At 71.1% G+C, this 19771-nt stretch carries 19 protein-coding genes and 1 pseudogene; 4 read left to right on the forward strand and 16 right to left on the reverse strand.

Features of this window, described 5'->3' with window-relative positions; translation table 11 throughout:
* Nucleotides 1-12 precede the first annotated feature (12 nt).
* Genes ACFV46_RS11570 through ACFV46_RS11585 form a run of 4 tightly spaced genes read right to left on the reverse strand, consistent with a single transcriptional unit; the run spans nt 13 to nt 5465 of the window.
* On the reverse strand, nt 13-2385 hold the full coding sequence (locus ACFV46_RS11570) for a beta-glucosidase (protein ID WP_385497883.1): 2373 nt from the start codon (nt 2383-2385) through the stop codon (nt 13-15).
* Nucleotides 2382-3200, reverse strand: a complete 819-nt coding sequence (locus tag ACFV46_RS11575; RefSeq protein WP_361936665.1) for a carbohydrate ABC transporter permease — start codon at nt 3198-3200, stop codon at nt 2382-2384. The genes ACFV46_RS11570 and ACFV46_RS11575 overlap by 4 nt, the downstream gene beginning before the upstream one ends.
* Entirely contained in the window at nt 3197-4153 is a 957-nt protein-coding gene (locus ACFV46_RS11580; RefSeq protein WP_385497884.1) for a carbohydrate ABC transporter permease, read from the reverse strand. The genes ACFV46_RS11575 and ACFV46_RS11580 overlap by 4 nt, the downstream gene beginning before the upstream one ends.
* Before the next feature lie 10 nt (nt 4154-4163).
* Nucleotides 4164-5465, reverse strand: coding sequence for an extracellular solute-binding protein (locus ACFV46_RS11585; protein ID WP_361936220.1), 1302 nt, complete (start codon nt 5463-5465; stop codon nt 4164-4166).
* 138 nt (nt 5466-5603) lie between these two features.
* Here ACFV46_RS11585 and ACFV46_RS11590 point away from each other — a divergent pair, with 138 nt between their 5' ends.
* Nucleotides 5604-6626 carry a LacI family DNA-binding transcriptional regulator gene (locus tag ACFV46_RS11590; RefSeq protein ID WP_361936223.1) on the forward strand — a complete coding sequence of 341 codons (1023 nt, stop codon included), beginning with the start codon at nt 5604-5606 and terminating at the stop codon, nt 6624-6626.
* A 367-nt stretch (nt 6627-6993) separates the two neighbouring features.
* Here the strand turns inward: ACFV46_RS11590 and ACFV46_RS11595 are convergent, their stop codons facing one another.
* The 4 genes from ACFV46_RS11595 to ACFV46_RS11610 all read right to left on the reverse strand — a co-directional run bounded on the left by ACFV46_RS11595 (nt 6994) and on the right by ACFV46_RS11610 (nt 11858).
* Nucleotides 6994-8433 (reverse strand): GH1 family beta-glucosidase, encoded by a 1440-nt coding sequence (locus ACFV46_RS11595; RefSeq protein ID WP_385497885.1) that lies wholly within the window; start codon nt 8431-8433, stop codon nt 6994-6996.
* Nucleotides 8434-8529: 96 nt separating this feature from the next.
* On the reverse strand, nt 8530-9453 hold the full coding sequence (locus ACFV46_RS11600) for a carbohydrate ABC transporter permease (protein ID WP_385497886.1): 924 nt from the start codon (nt 9451-9453) through the stop codon (nt 8530-8532).
* A gap of 12 nt (nt 9454-9465) precedes the next feature.
* The gene (locus ACFV46_RS11605; protein WP_385497887.1) at nt 9466-10461 is read right to left on the reverse strand and encodes a carbohydrate ABC transporter permease; all 996 of its coding nucleotides are present in this window, start codon (nt 10459-10461) and stop codon (nt 9466-9468) included.
* 86 nt (nt 10462-10547) lie between these two features.
* A complete protein-coding gene (locus ACFV46_RS11610; RefSeq protein WP_361936233.1) occupies nt 10548-11858 on the reverse strand; it encodes an extracellular solute-binding protein in 1311 nt (436 codons plus the stop codon).
* A 302-nt stretch (nt 11859-12160) separates the two neighbouring features.
* Between ACFV46_RS11610 and ACFV46_RS11615 the strand changes: the two genes are divergently transcribed.
* Complete coding sequence (locus ACFV46_RS11615; protein ID WP_385497888.1) at nt 12161-13216, forward strand: LacI family DNA-binding transcriptional regulator; 1056 nt, start codon at nt 12161-12163, stop codon at nt 13214-13216.
* A gap of 9 nt (nt 13217-13225) precedes the next feature.
* Here the strand turns inward: ACFV46_RS11615 and ACFV46_RS11620 are convergent, their stop codons facing one another.
* The 3 genes and pseudogenes from ACFV46_RS11620 to ACFV46_RS11630 all read right to left on the reverse strand — a co-directional run bounded on the left by ACFV46_RS11620 (nt 13226) and on the right by ACFV46_RS11630 (nt 14547).
* Nucleotides 13226-13666 carry a DUF6086 family protein gene (locus tag ACFV46_RS11620; protein WP_385497889.1) on the reverse strand — a complete coding sequence of 147 codons (441 nt, stop codon included), beginning with the start codon at nt 13664-13666 and terminating at the stop codon, nt 13226-13228.
* Between the two features lie 65 nt (nt 13667-13731).
* Nucleotides 13732-13848, reverse strand: a pseudogene (locus tag ACFV46_RS11625) (IS5/IS1182 family transposase); the annotation flags it as partial.
* Nucleotides 13849-13977: 129 nt separating this feature from the next.
* Nucleotides 13978-14547, reverse strand: a complete 570-nt coding sequence (locus ACFV46_RS11630) for a DUF6328 family protein (RefSeq protein ID WP_385497890.1) — start codon at nt 14545-14547, stop codon at nt 13978-13980.
* Nucleotides 14548-14943: 396 nt separating this feature from the next.
* Here ACFV46_RS11630 and ACFV46_RS11635 point away from each other — a divergent pair, with 396 nt between their 5' ends.
* Nucleotides 14944-15201, forward strand: coding sequence for a hypothetical protein (locus tag ACFV46_RS11635; protein WP_361936243.1), 258 nt, complete (start codon nt 14944-14946; stop codon nt 15199-15201).
* Nucleotides 15202-15220: 19 nt separating this feature from the next.
* Here the strand turns inward: ACFV46_RS11635 and ACFV46_RS11640 are convergent, their stop codons facing one another.
* The 3 genes from ACFV46_RS11640 to ACFV46_RS11650 all read right to left on the reverse strand — a co-directional run bounded on the left by ACFV46_RS11640 (nt 15221) and on the right by ACFV46_RS11650 (nt 17564).
* Complete coding sequence (locus ACFV46_RS11640; protein ID WP_385497891.1) at nt 15221-16105, reverse strand: NAD-dependent protein deacetylase; 885 nt, start codon at nt 16103-16105, stop codon at nt 15221-15223.
* 26 nt (nt 16106-16131) lie between these two features.
* Entirely contained in the window at nt 16132-16602 is a 471-nt protein-coding gene (locus ACFV46_RS11645) for a hypothetical protein (protein WP_361936247.1), read from the reverse strand.
* 65 nt (nt 16603-16667) lie between these two features.
* The gene (locus ACFV46_RS11650) at nt 16668-17564 is read right to left on the reverse strand and encodes a helix-turn-helix transcriptional regulator (RefSeq protein ID WP_385497892.1); all 897 of its coding nucleotides are present in this window, start codon (nt 17562-17564) and stop codon (nt 16668-16670) included.
* Between the two features lie 181 nt (nt 17565-17745).
* Between ACFV46_RS11650 and ACFV46_RS11655 the strand changes: the two genes are divergently transcribed.
* On the forward strand, nt 17746-18609 hold the full coding sequence (locus tag ACFV46_RS11655; RefSeq protein WP_361936252.1) for an SDR family oxidoreductase: 864 nt from the start codon (nt 17746-17748) through the stop codon (nt 18607-18609).
* Nucleotides 18610-18746: 137 nt separating this feature from the next.
* Here ACFV46_RS11655 and ACFV46_RS11660 read toward each other — a convergent pair whose 3' ends face one another.
* Both ACFV46_RS11660 and ACFV46_RS11665 read right to left on the reverse strand, forming a co-directional pair.
* The gene (locus ACFV46_RS11660; protein ID WP_376728338.1) at nt 18747-19022 is read right to left on the reverse strand and encodes a DUF6510 family protein; all 276 of its coding nucleotides are present in this window, start codon (nt 19020-19022) and stop codon (nt 18747-18749) included.
* 38 nt (nt 19023-19060) lie between these two features.
* Nucleotides 19061-19771: a ferredoxin reductase gene (locus tag ACFV46_RS11665; protein WP_376728337.1), complete on the reverse strand. Its 711-nt coding sequence runs from the start codon at nt 19769-19771 to the stop codon at nt 19061-19063.

Below are 19771 nucleotides of genomic sequence, written 5' to 3' on the forward strand. Positions count from 1 at the left end.
CGTGCGTCTGCCTCAGACCTGCTCCTGCGTGAGGACCGCGTGGAAGCGCCGGGTGTGGTCCACCCGGCGCACGGGGCCGGTCAGGGCGACCGTCGCCGTGAGCCGGGTGTCCGCGCTGGACGCGGCCAGGCGGAGCTCCAGCTCGCCGGGCTCCACGACACGGTGCCCGTCGCGCCCGGTGAAGGAGGCCACGTCGGCCGGGACGGTGATGTGGACGCGGCGCGCCTCCCCCGGCTCCAGCGGCACCCGGGCGTAGCCGACGAGACGCTGGACGGGCTGGACGACGGACGCCACGGGGTCGTGCAGATAGACCTGGACCACCTCGGTCCCGGCGCGGTCGCCGGTGTTGCGGACGGTCAGGTCGAGCGTGAACTCGCCGTCCGTGGGCGCCTGTCCGGTGCCGACCGCGAGATCGTCCCAGGCGAACGTGGTGTACGACAGGCCGTGGCCGAAGCCGAACGCCGGGGTCGGGTCGATGTTGGAGACCTCGCTGGCCTGGGCGAGCCGTGCGCCGAGGTAGCTGGACGGCTGCGCGCCCGCACCGCGCGGCACACTGACCGGGAGCCGCCCGGACGGGTTCGTACGGCCGCTGAGGACCCCCGCGATCGCATGGGTGCCCTCCTCGCCCGGGAAGAACGACTGCACGATCGCCGCCGACTCGGCGACGGCCCGGCCGAGCGCGTACGGCCGCCCGGCGAGCAGGACGGTGACGACCGGCGTGCCGGAGTCGAGGAGCGCGTCGAGCAACTGCTGCTGGGCGCCGGGCAGCGCCAGCGACTCGGCGTCGCAGCCCTCGCCGCTCGTCCCACGCCCGAACAGACCGGCCCGGTCGCCGAGGACGGCGACGACCACATCGGCGTCACGGGCCGCGTCGGCCGCCGCGCCGATGCCGGAGAGGTCCCCGTCGTCGACACCGGTCCCGCGGACGGCGACGATCTCCGCGTCGGGGAACTCGGCCGTCAACGTCTCGCGCAGAGTGGGCAGTTCGAGCCCGACGGGGAACTCGGGGTGCTGCACACCGACATGCAGCGGGAACGAGTAGCAGCCGAGGACCGCGGTGGCCTCGGTCGCGTTGGGGCCGACGAGGGCGATCCGGCGAGGACGGGTGAGAGGCAGCGTGCCGTCGTTGCTGAGCAGCACCACCGCCTGCTCGGCGATCCGCCGGGCCAGCTCCCGGTTGGCGGTGCGGTCCAGGTCGATCCGGCCGCGCAGCGCCTCGGCGTCGCTCAGATCGGCGCCGTCGAGCGCGGGCGGCACGGGGCTCCAGTCCGGGTCGAGCAGACCGAGCTGGGCCTTCTGGGTGAGGACGCGGCGCAGGGCGCGGTCGACGACCTCCTCCGGTACCCGGCCCTCGGTGACGGCCTCGACGAGGGGCGCCCCGAACGTCTTGACCGTGGGCAGCTCGACGTCGACGCCGGCCGTCAGCGCGGTGCCGGCGGCGTCGCCGAAGTCGCCGGCGATCCCGTGCAGCGTCTTGAGGAAGGCGATGCCGAAGTAGTCCGCGACGACGGTGCCGTCGAAGTCCCAGGTGTCCCGGAGCAGTCCGGTGAGCAGGGCCTCGTCCGCGGCGGACGGCATGCCGTCGGTGTCGGTGTAGGCGTGCATCACCGAACGGGCGCCGCCCTCGCGGATCGCCATCTCGAACGGCGGCAGCAGCACGTCGGCGCGCTCGCGCGGGCCCACGGAGGTCGGCGCGAGGTTGCGGCCGGCGCGGGAGGCCGAGTAGCCGACGAAGTGCTTGAGGGTGGCGACGATGCCGGCCGACTCCAGACCGCTCACATAGGCGGTGCCGATGCTGCCGACGAGGTAGGGGTCCTCGCCGATGGTCTCCTCGACCCGGCCCCAGCGGGCGTCGCGCACCACGTCCAGGACGGGCGCGAGGCCCTGGTGGACGCCGACCGCGCGCATGTCCCGGCCGATGGCCTCGGCCATCGCGCGGATCAGCGCGGGGTCGAAGGTGGCGCCCCAGGACAGCGGGACGGGGTAGGCGGTGGCGCCCCAGGCCGCGAAGCCGGCCAGGCACTCCTCGTGGGCGAGCGCGGGGATGCCGAAGCGGTTCGCGGCGACGATCCGGGCCTGGGTGCGCATCAGGGACACCGCGCCGAGGGCGGGGTCGACGGGCACCGTTCCGAACGGGCGGGTGAGCTGGCCCAGTCCGGCGGGGAGCAGGGCGTCCAGGTCGACGGCCTCCTCCATGTCGTGCTGGTGCGGGGCCACTTCGCCGCCCTGGTCGGAGGCTCCGACCCACACGCCGTACAGCTGGGCGATCTTCTCCTGCAGGGTCATGGCACCGATCAGCGCGTCGACGCGGGCGGCGACGGGCTGATCGGGGTCGTTCCAGAGGGGGGTCTCGGGGGTGGTCTCTACGGCCACGTCGGTGTTCACTTTCCTCCGACACCCATCAGGCCCCGGACGAGGGCGCGACGGGCGAACAGGTAGACGAGCAGGATGGGCACCATGGACAGCACCACGGCTCCCAGCAGACCGGGGATGTCGATGCCGTGTTCGGTCTGGAAGTTGTAGAGACCCAGCGTGACGACCTTGGTGGAGTCGGACTGGGTCAGGACGAGCGGGAACAGGAAGCCGTTCCACGCCTGGAGCGCGGAGAACACGACGATGGTCGACAGCCCGCCCCGGGACAGCGGCAGCACCAGCTGGAAGAACATGCGCAGCGGGCTCGCGCCGTCCATGGCCATCGCCTCGTACAGCTCCGGGGAGATGTCCCGCATCGCGCCGCTGAGGATGAGCGCCGACATCGGCAGGCAGAACGCCGCCGTGGGAAGGATGACGCCCAGCAGGTTGTCGTACAGCCCGGCCTCGCTGATGAGGTAGAACATCGGCACGATGACGGCCTGGGCCGGGATGGCGAGGCCGAGCAGGAACAGCCGGAAGATCGCCGACGTGCTCCGGCCCCGGCTGCGGACGATCGCGTAGGCGAGTGGCGGCACCAGCAGCAGCACGATGCCGATGACACAGCCGGTGACGACGAGCGTGTTGACGAAGTACCGGCCGAAACCCGAGTCGAAGGCCCTCGCGTAGTTGTCCAGGGTGAAGCTGTCGGGTATCGAGACCGGGCCGTTCTCGGCGTAGTCCTGCCGGGTGCGCAGCGTCGCGGCGAGCATCACGTACAGGGGCAGCCCGACGACGAACAGCCAGACGAGCGAGCCGGCGCCGGCCAGGTAGTTGGGGCGGCGCCTCATGACACACCCTCCATGGTGCTGCGCATCTTGTCGTAGCCGGACACCCGGACGACGATCAGCGAGATGATCGTGGCCGCGACCACCAGGGCGAGAGCGATGGCCGAGCCGATGCCGAAGTCGAAGCTCTTGAACGCCTTGTCGTACATGTAGTAGGCGCTGATGGTGGTGTCGGTGCCGGGGCCGCCCTGGGTGAGGATCAGGACCGTCTCGAAGGTGGTCAGTCCGCCGACGATCATCAGGATCATCGAGGTGATCATCGAGTTGCGCAGCTGCGGCAGCGTGATGTGGAAGAACTGCCGGTAGCGGCCGGCCCCGTCGATCTCCGCGGCCTGGTAGAGCACCTCGGGAACGGCCCGGGCGGCACCCTGGTAGATCAGGGTGTGGAACGGGGTGAACTGCCAGGTGGCGACGAACGCCAGAACCCCGATGGCGGTGGCTTGCTTTCCGAACAGGTTGCCGTCGCCGAACAGCCAGGTGGCTTCCGCCGGGATGCCGAAGTTCGGGTCGAGCAGCGCGCGCCAGAGCACGGAGACGGCCGTGGCGGACAGCAGCAGCGGGATGAAGTAGATGACCGACAGCACCGCGCGGTTGCGCTGGTTGCCTGCGGCCCAGACTCCGAGGACGACGCTCAGCGGTGTCTGGATGACGACGCCGAGCACGGTCAGGAGCAGGGTCAGCCAGATGCTGTCGAGCATCACCGGGTCGTCCATCAGCCGCGACCAGTTGTCCATGCCGACGAACTGGGGGGAGCCGAGGCCGTCCCAGGTCATGAAGGACAGCACCGCCACCATGACGAGCGGGGCGATCGCGAAGAGGGCGAAGAACACTGCGGCGGGCAGCGCCCAGGCGAAGCTCGGGCGGCCCACCTTCGTCGCGTTCGAGGCGGGCGGCCGCCGCCGGGCCCCCTTGCGGGGGCCGGCGGCGGGCCGGGCACTCGTGATCTGTGTGGTCATGAGCCGTTCGTCAGTCGGTCGGGAGGGCCTGCATGGCCTTGATGAAGCCGTCCGTGTCGAGCTGTCCGTTGAAGAACTGCTGGATGGCCTTGTACATGTCCGAGCTGGCCTTCTGCGGGTACGCCTGGTCCCACGACAGCTGGAACGACGGGGCGTCGGCGACCAGGTCGTACTGGAAGCGGGAGTACTCCGGGTCCGCGGCCTGGTCGAGGAAGTCCTTGGTGTTGGTGGTCGTCGGCAGGTTGCCGATGTCCAGCTGCGCCTTGACGAAGTCGTCGGAGTACATGAGCTTCAGGAACTCGGCGACGGCCTCGGGGTGCTTGGTCTTCTTCATGACCGAGTAGTAGTTGTTGGTGTTGCCCGCCACGTCCTTCGGGTCGCCCTTGCCGCCGGCGACGGTCGGGAAGGCGGTGTAGCCGAGGCTCTTCTCGGCGAACTCCGGGTGGTCGGTGAGCTGCTGGGAGTAGTACCAGGAGCCCATCAGCTCGAAGCCGGCCTTGCCGGAGGCGACGAGCTGGACGGAGCCGGCGTTGGTGTACTTGACGGAGTCGTAGTTCTTGCCGAAGGCTCCGGCGTCGACCAGTTCCCTGATCATGTTCAGCGCCTTCTTGCTGTCCGGGCTCGCCCAGGCGCTCTTGTCGCCGCCGACGGCCTTCGCGAACAGCTCGGGGCCGGCCACGCGGTCGTAGAGGTACTGGAACCACATCTGGGTCGGCCAGACGTCGCCGCCGCCGAGCGCGATCGGGGTGACGCCCTTGGCCTTCAGCGCGCTGACGGCCTCGAGGAGCTCGTCCCAGGTCTTCGGCGGCTTCACGCCCGCTTCGTCGAGGACCTTCTTGTTGTGGAACAGCAGGACGGGCTGGGTGCCACGCATCGGGATGCCGTACGGCTTGCCGTCCACCACCGCGTTGTTGAACACGGACGGCAGGAACTTGTTCTCCAGATCCGGGTTCTTCTTGATCAGGTCGTCGAGCGGCAGCAGGAGACCCGCCTTGACGAACGGCTTGATGCTTCCGCCGCCCCAGTTGAAGAAGACGTCCGGTGCCTGCGGGGTGTTGATGATCGTCTGCAGCTTCTTCTGGTAGTCCGCACCGGGGATGGTGTCGAGGACGACCTTGACGTCGGAGGTCTTGTTGAACTTCTCGACGAGCTGCTTCTCGACCTTGTTGGTGGCGTCCCCGTAGACCAGGACATGGATCTTGCCGTCGGACCCCGAGCCCCCGTCGCCGTCGCCGCAGGCCGAGAGGGTCAGCGCGAGGGTGAGCGTCGCACCGCAGGCGACCAGTCTGGGCAAGCGCGCACGTGTCTTCATCGTTCGCCTTTCGAAAGTTTCGGCTTCATCGCCGAAAGTCCATGCGGTGGGACAGTAGGTCAGAGCCCTCATCGGGTCAACGGTCCGATCACTACTCGACCGAACCGTTACCGATCGGCGGTGGCCTATCCTGCGTTCATGCACGAAGACGAAGAGGTGGGCGGCCGGGTCACATTGGCGGCGGTAGCGAAAGAAGCCGGTGTCTCCATGCCGACAGTTTCGAAGGTGCTCAACGGGCGCTCGGACGTCTCCCGCACGACCCGCGCGAAGGTGGAGCACCTGCTGGAGGTCCACGGCTACCGCCGGCGGGCCCAGGCGGGATCCCGCTCCCCGCTCATCGAGCTCGTCTTCCACGAACTGGAGAGCGTCTGGGCGATGGAGCTGATCAGGGGGGTGGAGAACGTCGCACGGGACAACCGGGCGACCGTGGCGCTCACCGAGAGCGGCACCCGGCACACCCCCGGCCCCGACTGGCTGCCCGGCGTGCTGCAACGCCGGCCCATGGGCGTGGTCCTGGTCTTCTCGACCCTGAGCGAGGACGTCAAACGACGCCTCAGGGCGGCGGCCATCCCCATCGTCATCGTCGACCCGGCGGGCGACCCGGACCCGGACGTGCCCTCGGTCGGCTCCGCGAACTGGTCGGGCGGCCTCGCCGCCACCCGCCACCTCACGGACCTCGGGCACGAGCGCATCGCGATCATCACCGGGCCCGAGGACATGCTGTGCTCACTGGCGCGGCTGGACGGCTACCGCTCGGCGATGTCCATGGCCGGCCTGGAGTGCGAGCCGCGGACGATGCGCTTCGGCGACTTCCATGTGCAGGGCGGCTACGAGCACGCCATGGACCTGCTGGACGGACCCGACCGCCCCACGGCGATCTTCGCGGGCAGCGACCTCCAGGCGCTCGGCGTCCTGGAGGCGGCCCGGGTCAAGGGGCTGCGCGTCCCCGAGGACCTGTCGGTGGTCGGCTACGACGACGTCCCGCTCGCCCAGTGGTCGAGCCCACCGCTCACCACGGTCCACCAGCCGCTGCGGAGCATGGCCGAGGAGGCCGCCCGCATGCTGCTGCGCCCCGACGCCCCCGGCGCCGCGGCCCAACGCATCGAACTGGCGACGAACCTGGTGGTCCGTCAGAGCACGGCCCCACCCCGCAAGAGCTGACGCGGGGCACACGAAAGGCCGGGCGGACCGCGCATGAGCACGGCCCACCCGGACCAGGGGCCGCCCCCGTCCCCTCCTAGGTCGTGTCCGCAAAGTCCCGTCGTTCGCCCGTAGGGCGGGCCGAGCGGTTCCGGTGCGTGCTCTGGGGGTCCCCCCTGCTCGAAGAGCTCGGGGGAGTGCCGGGCGGGCTCCCGCGTACTGGTTGTACGCGGGTGGGCGGCCGGTGCGGCGAGTGGGGGTCCCCCCTGCTCGAAGAGCTCGGGGGAGCGTGCCGGGCGCCGGGTGGCAGGCGGGACTTTGCGGACACGACCTAGGTGCGGGGGCGGACCCACTGGGCGGTGCGGGGAGGCACCGCCCCGGATTCCGGTCAGGCGCCGGGCAGTACGCCCGTCCGGGCCACCTCGGCGTACCAGCGTGCGCTGGCCTTCGGGATCCGCTTGCCGGTCGGGTAGTCCACGTACACCGCGCCGAAACGCTTGCTGTAGCCGTGCGCCCACTCGAAGTTGTCCAGCAGGGACCACAGGAAGTAGCCCCGGACGTCGGAGCCGTCGGCGATGGCCCGGTGGACGGCGGCCAGGTGGTCGCGGACGTACGCGATCCGGGCCGGGTCGTTGACCCGCCCCTCCGGGTCGGCGTAGTCGTCGAACGCCGCGCCGTTCTCGGTGATGACCAGCGGCAGGCGCGGGAAGTCGTCCGACAGCCGGCGCAGCAGGTCGTACAGCCCGGTGGCGTCGACGGCCCAGCCCATGGCGGTGGTGGGGCCGGGCGGCTGGTGGAAGGAGACCTTGTCGGCGGCCGGCCACGGGCTGTGCGGGCTGTTGCCGTGCCCGTCGGAGTTGTGGGTGCCGCTGCCGTCGGTCTCCGAGACCAGCGTGGGCGTGTAGTAGTTGACGCCGAGGAAGTCCAGCGGCTGGTGGATCCGCTCCAGGTCCCCGTCGGCCACGAACGACCAGTCCGTCAGGGGCGCCGTGTCCTTGAACAGGTCCTCCGGGTACGCGCCCTGGAGCATCGGGCCGGTGAAGACCCGGTTGGCCAGGGCGTCGATACGGCGGGCCGCGTCGACGTCGGCCTCCCGCGTCGTCAGCGGGCGGACGTGGTGGATGTTGAGCGTGACCGAGCACTGCGTGCCGGCCGGCGTCCGGTCGCGCACCGCCTGGACGGCGAGGCCGTGGGCCAGGTTGAGGTGGTGCGCGGCGCGCAGCGCGGCCACCGGGTCGGTGCGGCCTGGGGCGTGCACCCCGGAGCCGTACCCCAGGAAGGCGCTGCACCAGGGCTCGTTGAGGGTGGTCCAGGTCTTCACCCGGTCGCCGAGGGCGTCGGCGGCGATGGCCGCGTACTCGGCGAACCGCTCCGCGGTGGCACGCTCCGGCCAGCCACCGGCGTCCTCCAGCTCCTGCGGGAGATCCCAGTGGTAGAGCGTGGCGACGGGCTGGATGCCCTTCTCCAGCAGCTCGTCCACCAGACGCCGATAGAAGTCCAGGCCCTTCTGCACGGCGGGGCCGCGCCCGGTGGGCTGGATGCGGGGCCAGGCCAGGGAGAACCGGTAGGCGCCCAGGCCGAGTTCGGCCATGAGCGCGACGTCCTCGCGCCAGCGGTGGTAGTGGTCGGTGGCGATGTCACCGGTGTCGCCGTTGCGGACCCGTCCCGGCGTCCTGGCGTAGGTGTCCCAGATCGACGGCGTGCGCCCGTCCTCGGCGGCCGCCCCCTCGATCTGGTACGAGGCGGTCGCGGAGCCCCAGAGGAAGTTCTTGGGGAAGGTGCGGGTGCCGTCGATGGCGGACCCGCTCTGCTGTGCGGCGGTGACCACGGAAGTCCTTTCAGAAGTGGGGCCGTTCGCGTGGGGCGAAGGGCCGTCACGGATGAGCGGGGCCCGGCGGGGTGTGGCCGGGCCGGTGTGCGGGGGTCAGCCCTTGACGGCGCCGGCCATGATGCCGCTGACGATCTGCCGTCCGAAGACGATGAACATCGCCAGCAGCGGGAGCGTGCCGAGCAGCGCGCCCGCCATGATCAGCGACTGGTCGCGGACGTAGCCGGCGCTGAGCTGGGTGAGGGCGACCGGGACCGTCGGGTTGGTCATGTCGAGCACGACGAACGGCCAGAAGAAGTCGTTCCACGCGTGCACGAACGTGATCATGAACAGGACGGCCATGGCGGGCCGCGCCACCGGGAGCACGATGCTCCAGAAGATGCGCAACGAGTGCGCTCCGTCGACGCGTCCGGCCTCGACCAGCTCGTCCGGCAGCGCCTCCGACAGGTACTGGCGCATGAAGAACACGCCGACCGCGCTGACCAGCGTCGGGAAGATGACGGCGGGCAGCTGCTGGGACCAGCCCAGTTCGGACATCATCATGAACAGCGGGACGACACCGAGCTGCGGCGGCACCATCATCGTGCCGATCACCAGCATCAGCAGGATGTTGCGGCCCTTGAACCGCAGCTTGGCGAAGGCGAATCCGGCCAGCGTCGCGAACATCACCGTGGACAGGGCGATCACCCCGGCCACGATCAGGCTGTTGATCATGGCCTTGCCCATGGCCGCCTCGTCCCACGCGCGGGCGAGGTTGCTGAACAGGTTGGGGCCGGGCAGGAACGGCGGCGGGGTCTGGCTGACCCGGGTGTTGTCCGTGGACGCCGCCACCATCGTCCAGTACAGCGGGAAGATGGACAGGATCGCCATGACGGCGAGCAGGACGTAGGCGAGCGGTCCCGCGTGGTGCTGGCGGCCGGCGCGTATGCGCAGCAGGCGCCGGCGGCCGCCGCGGCCGTTCGCCGGTACGGGGGTCCGGTCCGGGGCGTCCGTCCGGACCGGGAGGCTTTGCGTGGTCATGTCGGCTCCAGGTCAGGACGATCGGGCCCGCAGGCGCTTGATCAGGCGCTGCACGGCGAAGGCGAGGACGAGCAGCAGGAACATCGCCCAGGCGACGGTCGCCGAGCGGCCCATCTGGTAGTTCTTCCAGCCCTCCTCGTACAGCAGCAGACCCAGCGTCTGGTACTGGTTGTCCGCACCGCCGGTGACACCGTTGGGGCCCTGGCCGAAGATCAGCGGCTCACCGAAGAGCTGGGTGGCGCCGATCGTCGACAGCACGATGGTGAAGACGATCGTGGAACGGATCCCGGGCACGGTGACGTTCGTGAACTGCTTCCAGCGGGAGGCGCCGTCGATGGACGCCGCCTCGTAGCGCTCGGCGGGGATGGCCTGCATCGCGGCCAGGTAGAGCAGCGCGTTGTACCCGGTCCAGCGCCAGATGACGATCGTGGAGATCGCGACCTGCGAGGGCCACTTCTCGGCCTCCCAGTCCAGCGGGTCGATCCCGATCGAGCCGAGCGCCCAGTTGATCATGCCGAAGTCACGCTCGTAGATCATCGTGAAGACGAGCGCGGCCGCGGCGACCGACGTGGCGTACGGGACGAGGGACGCGACCCGGAAGAACAGCGAGGCGCGCATCCGGTAGTTGAGCAGGTGCGCCAGACCGAGCGCCGTCAGCAACTGCGGCACGGTCGAGATGACACCGATCGTGATGGTGTTCATCAGCGCGTTCCAGAAGCGCTCGTCCTGCCACAGCTCGATGTAGTTGTCGAGGCCCACCCACTCCCGCACGTCGAGCGTGGCCAGCTCCACATGGTGCAGCGAGATCCACGAGGTGTAGATGAGCGGGTAGAAGCTGAACGCGGCGAAGACCACGAAGAACGGCGCGACGAACGCGTACGGCGCGCCCTTGACGTCCAGCCGGTGCAGCAGTGAGGCGCGCCGCCGGGTGGAGGTGCCGTCGCCCGCGGCGCCGGGCGGGGCCGGCGGCTCCTCGCCGGCCAGGGCCTTGGTGGTGGAGGTGGCCACCGGACTTCCTTCCTGAGAGGGGGTGGGTCAGCCGGACCCGGGCCCGCGGCGAGCGCGCGGACCCGGGAGGCTGCGGGGGCATCGGGTCAGCCGACGGCCTTCTCGATGCGCTCCGTGGTGGTGTCCCACGCCTCGTCACGCTTGGTGCCCTGCTCGATCAGGGCCAGGCCCTGCGAGAAGGTGTCCTTGATCGTGCCGTCCTTGCGGCCGAGGACCTGCTTGTCCGGGATCTCCTGCGCGGCGGCGCCGAAGATCTCACCGATCGGCGCGTCGCTGAAGTACTCCGACTTGGCGTTCTTCACGTCGGGGTTCTCCAGGGCCGCCTTGGAGGACGGGATGTTGCCTATCTCCTTGAAGATGTGGGCCTGCTGCTCCGGCGCGGTCAGCCACGCCACCAGCTTCTTGGCCTCCTCCTTCACCGGGCTCTGCTCGATCACACCGAGGAAGGAACCGCCCCAGTTGGCGCCCTTCGGGGCCCGGGCGACGTCCCACTTGCCCTTGTTGGCGTCACCGGCCTTCTCACTGATGTGGCTGAGCATCCAGGCGGGGCACACGGCCGTCGCGAACGTGCCGTTGGCCAGACCGGGGTCCCAACCGGGCTGGAACTGGCGGAGCTTGGCCGTCAGCCCGCCCTCGGCGGCGTCGGCGGAGAGCTTCCAGGCGTCCTTGACGACCGGGTTCGTCTCGTAGATCAGGTCGCCCTTCTCGTTGTAGTACTGCTCCGGGTGGCCGTAGACCATCGCGTTGAACAGGCCGCTGGAGGAGTCCATGTAGGCGACCTTGCCGCCCTTGAAGTCCTTCTTGAAGGTGCGCCCGACCTCGACGTACTTGCTCCAGTCGCCCTCCCAGAGCTTGCCGACCTCCTCGCGGTCGGTGGGCAGGCCGGCCTTCTCGAAGTAGTCCTTGCGGTAACAGACGGCCATCGGGCCGATGTCGGTGCCCAGACCCAGCACCTTGCCGTCCTTGGTGCTGATCTGGGACTCCTTCCACGGCAGGAAGTGGTCGGTGCCCGGCACGTCGGAGAAGTCCGCGAACTTGTCGGCCTGGGTCTCGGTGATCTCCTTGGCGCGGCCGATCTCGATGCCCTGGATGTCCTTCAGGCCCTTGCCGCCGGCGAGCCTGGTCTGCAGCGCGGTGTAGTACGTCTGCTCGTCACCGGCGATCTCGGCCTTGATCGTGACGTTCGGGTTCTCCTTCTCGTACTGCTCCAGCAGGCCGGTCTCCTTCAGGCCCATGACGCCGAACAGGCCCATGGTGATGGTGACCTTGCCGTCCTTCTTGCCGCCGCCCGTGACCGAGTCGTCGCCGCTGCTGCAACCAGCGACGAGGGCCAGCGCGCTGACGGCCGCAGCTGCTGCCGCCAGCCTCTTTCCGCGCAACGATCCGAGACTGCTCATGGTTCTCCTCCCAACGGCCTGCGCAGACGTGTCGGACGGACACGAAAACGATGACCGCAGCGGCTCCGGCGAAGTGGTGGGAACGTGCCCAATCTCGGGTGGGCACGTTCCCAGCGATGGATGGCAGACTCGCGGCAGCGAGCAGATCTGTCAATGACTTGAACGCAACGAACCGCCTTTCCGCGAGATTTGCGTTCATATTTCGTGCTGGACCGGCCACCTCGCCGACCGTGCGGTCTGCCAGAATTGGCGCTGGTCACCTACGCGACAGGAGGGTGCCGCGGATGCAGGGAGGGGAGCGCATGGCTGGGAACCGCCGTCCGACGATCAAGACGGTCGCCGCCCGCGCCGGCGTGGGCCGGACGACGGTGTCCCGCGTCGTGAACGGCTCGGAACTGGTCAGCGCGGAGGCGCGCTCCCGGGTCCTCGCGGCGATCAAGGAGCTCAACTACGTGCCGAATTCCGTCGCCCGGGGTCTGGTGACCAGCCGGACCGACGCGGTGGCGCTCGTCATCCCGGAGTCCGCGAGCCGGCTCGGCTCGGAGCCCTTCTTCGCCGCCCTGATCAGGGGCGTCAGCCAGGCCCTCGCCGACAGCCGCACCCAGCTCCAGCTGATGCTCGTCCGGGACCAGGCGGAGCGGGAGCAGCTGACCGAGTCGGTGGCGACCCGCCGCGTCGACGGCGTCCTGCTGGTGTCCGTGCACTCCGACGACCCGCTGCCCGCGATGCTGGAGGAGATGGGCCTGCCCACGGTCCTCGCCGGCCGCCGGGACGCCGACGAGGCGCTGAGCTATGTGCACGCCGACAACACCGGGGGCGCGATCCAGGCGGTCCGCCACCTCCTCGGCAGTGGCCGGAAACGGGTGGCCGCGATCGCCGGTCCGCTGGACATGGACGTGGGCCGCAGCCGTCTGGAGGGCTGGCGGACGGCGCACGAGGAGGCCGGGGTGCCCGCACGTCAAGACCTCGTCGAGGCGGGCGACTTCAGCTGGGAGAGCGGTTCCCGGGCGATGCGTTCGCTTCTTGAACGAGCCCCCGATCTGGACGCCGTCTTCGCCGCCTCCGACCTCATGGCGATCGGCGCCCTGGAGGAACTGCGCCGCCAGAAGCGGAAGGTGCCGGACGACGTGGCGGTCGTCGGCTTCGAGGACTCCCCGCACGCCCGCTGGACCAACCCGCCGCTGACCACGGTCCGTCAGCCCGTCGAGGAACTGGGCAGCGCGATGGTCCGCATCCTCTCCGAGATCACCGAACCGGGCGCCGCACGGCAGCAGTTGATGCTGCCGACGGAGCTGGTCGTACGGGAGTCGTCCGGGGGGTCGTCGGAGGAGGAGTCGGACGGCGACGAGGGGCGGTGACGGCTCCCGTCAGCGGGGCATGTGCCGTCCCAGCTCCCGTGCCTTCTCACGCAGCCCCGCAGCCCAGACTCCGCCGTGTGCAGGGGCAGACATCCCAGTGACGATAGAAACCTGCACGTCCTCGAGCCGGGCTTCTGGAGTGGCTTCGTGCCGTGCCCAGTCCACCTTGACCCCGGAGCGCTCCGCAAGAACCAGCACCGTGGCGATGAAGCCTTCGGAGAGCGCGAGCAGGATGGCGTGGCTCGTTCTTCGGTGCTTGGCCAAGAGGGCGTTGACGAAGGTTTCGAGGGCCTCAGGGCTGATCTGGCACTCGTCGTTCTCCATCGGTCCGATGCCCGACGGGAGTCCCAGCTCCGCCTCGAAGACCGCTACCTGGCGCTGGAACAGGCGAGAAGCCCCATTGGACGGGTTCCACAGTGTCTCGTCCCCGATGTCGAAGTACTGGCTCATCGCGGCACCTTTCAGCTGGCCAGGACAGGCCAGCCTATCCGGTCAGATCATTACCGTCGTCTGCGTCACGTCTTCGCCAGACGTCGGTGCCAGATGAGGGCTGTGGCTACGCCGACGAAGGCCAGGAAGTCTTCGGCCTTGCGCTCGTAGCGGCGGTTGAGACGTCGGCAGCCGGCGATCCAGGGCCCGCGCACAAGCGGCGCCAGCTCGCAGCGGTCCTGCACGCTGGCACCTGGTCGGAGATCAGGCAACCGTTCCACCAGAACAGTCACGCACGACTCAACGAGCGATCACGCAGAGAAAGCCATGACTCAGGCGTCCCGCGTCCGCGAGCGCCGCTCGCCTCGGCGGCGCAGGGTCAGCGGCAGTACGTACCAGCACAGGCCGAACCACAGCATGACGCCGGCCGCGAGCATCTCCGCCAGGACGCCCGGCACGACGAAGCGCAGGATCAGCAGGAGCGTGCAGCCGATGGTCAGCGCCAGCAGGACCATGCCGCACATCATCAGACGCCCGGCCGCCTCCACCACCTCGTCCTTCATGCGCTGACCGGACAGGAAGCGGTGTATCGACACGGGCGCTATGAGCGACCCGGTGGCCGACGCGCCGAGTACCACCGTGGTGACGTAGATGCCCCGGTCCAGCGTCCCCAGCTCCCGGAACAACGGCGTGAACGCCACGCTGAGCAGGAAGCCGAAGAGGATCTGCACCCCGGTCTGGGCGACCCGCGTCTCCTGAAGGACCTCGTTCCAGCGCCGGTTGACCCGCTCACGCGCCGTCTCTGCCCCCTCGGTGTCCGGCGTCGCGCGCGGACCGTCGTGCCGGCAGCGGCAGGGGGCGTCGGTGCCGTCGTGCTCGGCGGACTGCTCTGTGAACGTCATGCGCATCCTCCCCGGGTCAGAGAGACCGTTTGCCCCGCCGGCGCGTCTTCATGCAGGTGGGAGCCGTGGCAGGAGCTGGCCGCGCGGATGTGAGTCTCTCCCCGGGGCAGGGTCCACGGCGGCGTCCATGAACAGCGACGCATTTGACGGACGTACCGCCGTGGTGACCGGCGGAACCCCAGTGGACCGGACGCGCGACGGCGCACGGGCTGCGGGAGGCCGGCGCGCGGGTCGTCACCCTGGCCCGTACGGCACCCGGAGCCCCGGACCCGCTCTTGGCCGCGGCCGGTCTCGACCGACCGGACGACGGCCGAGACCTCGCCGAACCGGGCGCGGGGTGCCCTCTCCGGCCGCTAGCCTCGGCTCCCACCGAGCCGGTACGACCAGGAGGCCCGTATGGCCGAACAGCCCCTCAGAGCGCACTTCGTTGCCGAGCCGATCGAGCTTCCCGACGGCCGGCGGGTCCGGGTCAGCGCCTATCCCGACGGCAGCATCCGGTTCAGCGTCGACGGACTGCCGTACGTCCTCACCGAGGCGTATCTGAGCGGGAACCCGGAGACCGACAAGGCGATCGTGAAGCTCTCGCCCGGCAGGCAGGGCAGCGCGGCGGCGTACAACTACGCCGAGGAACTCGCCAAGCGGAACCACCCGTAGACGCGGCGCGGAGCGCGCCTCAGACGACCTGGACGTCCAGCTGCTGGGCCACGGACGTCAGGGCCGGGCCCAGGGGCAGGGCGACGCGGGCGACGGCGTGGCGGTCGCCGCGGGTGGGGTCCCGGTTGACGATCAGGACGGGCTTGCCCGCCTCGGCGGCCTGCCGTACGAACCGCAGCCCGGACATCACCGTCAGCGAGGAGCCCAGGACCAGCAGGGACGCCGCCTCGTCGACCAGCGTGCGGCAGCGCTCGACCCGCGCCGGGGGCACGTTCTCGCCGAAGAACACGACGTCCGGCTTGAGGATGCCGCCGCAGCGCGTGCAGGGAAGGACCTGGAAGTCCTGGACCTGCTCGTCGGTGAGGTCGGCGTCACCGTCCGGGTTGATCGCGGCGGCCACCGGGTCGAAGCCCGCGTTGGCCTCCTCGAGCCGGCGGGCGAGTTCCGCGCGCGGGCTGTACGTCCCGCAGGAGAGGCAGACCACCCGCTGCAGGCCACCGTGCAGCTCCACGACGTCCGGGCTGCCCGCGGCCTGATGCAGACCGTCGACGTTCTGGGTGATCACGCCCCTCAGCAGACCGTGCCGCCCGAACGCGGCCACGGCCCGGTGACCGGCGTTGGGGTGGGCCCGTCCGAAGGTGCGCCAGCCGAGGTGGCTGCGCGCCCAGTACCGGCGCCGGGCCGGGGCGCTGGCCGTGAACTCCTGGTAGGTCATCGGGGTGTGCCGGCTGAGGCTGCCGCCCTCGCCCCGGTAGTCGGGGATGCCGGACTCGGTGGAGATGCCCGCGCCGCTGAGCACCAGCACCCCACCCGTGTCCAGGGCGTCGACGACCGGGCCGAGGTCCGTGGTGCCGGCCGGCCAGTCCTCGGCCGGCGTCCAGACGAGAGTGGGGCGCATCCGCATGCCGCAAGGGTACGCAGCGGCGCGGACTATCGGTCCGTGCCCCAGTGCCACACGAGCTCCCCGCCCTCCGGGACGGCGGCCCAGCGTGCGGCGGCGGCGTCCAGCCGGGGCCCGGTCCTGGCCGGCTCGTCCGCGGCGAGCGGGGCGGGACCGACGCCGCGGCCGTCCGTGGGCAGTCCGCGCCAGACCCGGTAGGCCCAGTTCACGCGCAGCTCGGCGGCCAGTACGGCGTCACCGTCGCGGCGGAGCACCTTCAGCCCCGAGCGCCGGTGCCGGCCGGGGGAGACGGGCAGGAACCCCTGGAAGGTCGCGCCGCGGGCCGTCGCACCCCAGAAGCCGTCCTCGATCCCGAGGGCGGTCTCCACGACGGCGTGCACCAGGTCGTGCGGCAGGGTCGGGCCGAGCGGCTGGGCGGGCAGCCGGACGTCCGGTCCCTTGCGGCCGCGGACGACGATCTCGTACTGGTTCTCCGGCAGCTTCCGGAACGACATCTCCATCACGGCGAACGGTAGGCCGGGGCCCGTGCGCCGCCAACCGGTTTTCATCGGTCCCGGCCGTTGGGTCAGGACTCCGGCGTGTCCGGCGCGTGGTGCGGACGCTCCGGCCGGGCGTCCGGCGCGTCCGCGAGCGTCCAGCTGGCCAGCAGGTCCAGTGCCCGCTTCGACGCCGATCCGGCCTCCGCCGTGTAGACGAACAGGGTCGTGTCCGGGTCGCCGGGCAGCGTCAGCGTCTCGTAGTCGACGGTGAGGTCGCCGACGAGGGGATGGCGGAGCCGTTTGGAGCCGTACGTGCGCTGGTGGACGCGGTGCTGCTCCCACCACGCGTCGAAGGCGCGGCTGCGGGCGCGCAGGTCCTCGACGAGCGCGAGCGTCGCCGGGTCGTCGGGTGCCCGGCCGACCTCGAAGCGGAGGCTCTCCACCGCCGCCCGCGCCTGGTCCTCCCAGTCCATGAACAGGGAGCGGGCGTCGTCGTCCAGGAACATCCAGTGCGCGTAGTTGCGCTCCCGGGGCGGCCGTCGGTCGAAGTCGCCGAACAGCGCCTTGGCCATGCGGTTGGCGGCGAGGATGTCGGTCCGGCGGCCCAGGACCAGCGCGGGTTCGCCGTCGAGGGCGTCCAGCAGCTGGTACACGCCGGGTCGCACCCGCTGCACGGGACGCGGGTGCCGGGAGGGCGCCGCACCGCCGCCGATGAGGTCGTGCAGATGGGCGCGGCCCGTCTCGTCGAGGCCGAGGGCCCGGCCCAGGGCGTCGACGACCGCGGGGGAGGGGGTGATGGGCCGGCCCTGTTCAAGACGCGTGTAGTAGTCGGTCGACACCCCGGCGAGGAAGGCGACCTCCTCGCGGCGCAGACCCGGCACACGGCGTACCCGTCCGTCCGCGGGGAGCCCGGCGCGGGCGGGGTCGCCCTGACTCCGGGCCCGCCGCAGGAAGTCGGCGAGTTCCTTGTTCGTCTTGGCCACGGCACCAGTGTCGCCGAAACCGGCGGTCCGGGACTGGGTCTGCGCGTCCTAGGTCGCCGCGTCCTCGGTCGCGCAGGCCGGGATATGCGCCCCCACGGCCGGGTCCGCCGCCCCAGTCTGGAGACATGCCGCACTCCCCGGGGAAAGGCCCCGGGGCGGCCCGCTCCCCAGGAGGACGATCATGGCTTTTCCGACCGACCGACCCGCGACCTGGTTCGTGACCGGCACCTCCCGCGGCCTGGGGCTGGAGCTGGTCCGGCAGCTCCTGCGGCGCGGCGACGGCGTAGCGGCGACCACCCGGTCGTCCGAGCGGCTGCTGGCCGCGCTCGGCGACGACGTCGACACCACGCGTCTGCTCCCGCTGACCGTCGACCTGCGGGACGAGGAGCAGGTCGCGCGGGCCGTGCGCCGGACCACCGAGCGCTTCGGCGGCCTGGACGTGGTCGTCAACAACGCCGGGTACGGCTACCTGGGCGCGGTCGAGGAGACCACCGGCCAGGACGTCCGGGACATGCTCGACGTCCAGGTCGCCGGCGTCTGGAACGTGCTCCGCGCCACGCTGCCCGTCCTGCGGGAACAGCGCGCGGGCCACATCGTGAACGTGTCCTCGGTCCTGGGTCTGACCGCCGTGCCCGGCTGGGCGCTGTACTGCGCCGGAAAGTTCGCCCTGGAGGGCCTGAGCGAGGCGCTGGCCGCCGAGGCCGCGGACTTCGGGATCGACGTGACGATCGTCGAACCGGGCTACTTCCGCACGGACTTCCTCACCCGGGACTCCCTCGCGCTGCCCGCCGCCACGACCGAGCACTACCCGGCCCTGCGGGAGATGGTCGAGTCCCACCTCGCGCTCCAGGGCGCCCAGCTCGGCGACCCGGTCAAGGGGGCGGCCGCCGTCATCGACCGTGTGGTGACCGGTGAGGGACCGCTGCGCCTGCTGCTCGGCTCGGACGCGCACGCCTACGCCACCGCCAAGGTGCGGGCGCTCCAGGCCGACCTGGACGCCACCGCGGCCACCGCGCCCGCGACGGACTTCCCCGCCGCCGCGTAGCGCGATGCCGGAACCGTCGGCCGGGGCGGGCGCCCCGGCCGGGCCCGTCCACTGTGAGCCCAAGGGGCACGGATCGTGCTGCTGGTGCTGTGCGCGCCGCACGGAAGGGTGTGGCGACCCCCTCTGGCGCCCGGGGCCTACGGCGCGGTGCGGAAGCGGAAGGCGCCCTCCGCGCCGCCGAGCGTGAGCCAGGTGTCCTCCTCGTGCCGGACCAGGCGCAGTGCCACCCGGGAGCAATGGGCGCACCGCGCGGTCAGGCCGGGCTCCGGCCCGTACACGTGCAGCTCGGCCAGCGGGCCGGTCGAGCCGCAGTCCGGGCAGCGCCACCAGGCCCGGGTCAGGTCGACGGAGAAGATGTCCGACAGCGGCCCGGCCAGGCTGTTGCCGTCGACGTGCGGGGAGAGCTCGGTCATCGGTTGCCTCCAGACGCGGCCGGCCGGGGGAGCGGGGCTCACCCGAACCGTTCGGTACGGATCGTGGCGGGGTCCTGCCCTGCGGATGTCAGCAGGCCGGCGGCGGCCTCGACGAAACCGGTGGGCCCGCAGACGTAGACGGTCCCGGCGGGCGTGAGCCGCTTGAGCGCCGGCTCCAGGTCGTCCGCCGTGAGCCGGCCGGCGGCCCGGGTGCCGCCGGGCGGAGCCTGCCGGGTGTAGAGGAACCGCACGTCCAGGGCGGGATCGGGGCGCCCGAGCTCCTCGCGGTACCAGAGGTCGGCCTCGCCGCGCACGGAGTGGATCAGCTGGAACGGGCTGGTGGAGGCCGCCTGCCGGTGGGCGCGGACCATGGCCATCAGGGGAACGACCCCGGAGCCGCCGGCCACCAGGAGGACGGGCTCGTCCTGCCGGGGCCGCCACACGAACCAGTTCCCGAGAGGGCCGCGCACCTCGACGGACGCCCCGATCGGCAGGTCGTCCGCGAGGTAGGGCGAGACCTCGCCGCCGGTCACGGGCTGCACGCCCAGCTCGAGGCGGTCGCCGTCGGCGGGCGCGGCCAGCGAGTAGCCGCGGGCCGCCTGATAGCCGTCGTCGGCGGTGAGCCGCACGTCGACGTGCTGACCGGCCAGGTGCCCCGGCCAGCCCGGCGCGTCCAGGACGAGGGTGCGGGCGGTGGCCGTCTCGTCCGCGCGCTCGACGAGCCGGGCCGTGCGCCAGGGGAGGGGCAT

Origin of the sequence: Streptomyces sp. NPDC059852, from assembly GCF_042731455.1 — a bacterium.
GTDB lineage: Bacteria > Actinomycetota > Actinomycetes > Streptomycetales > Streptomycetaceae > Streptomyces.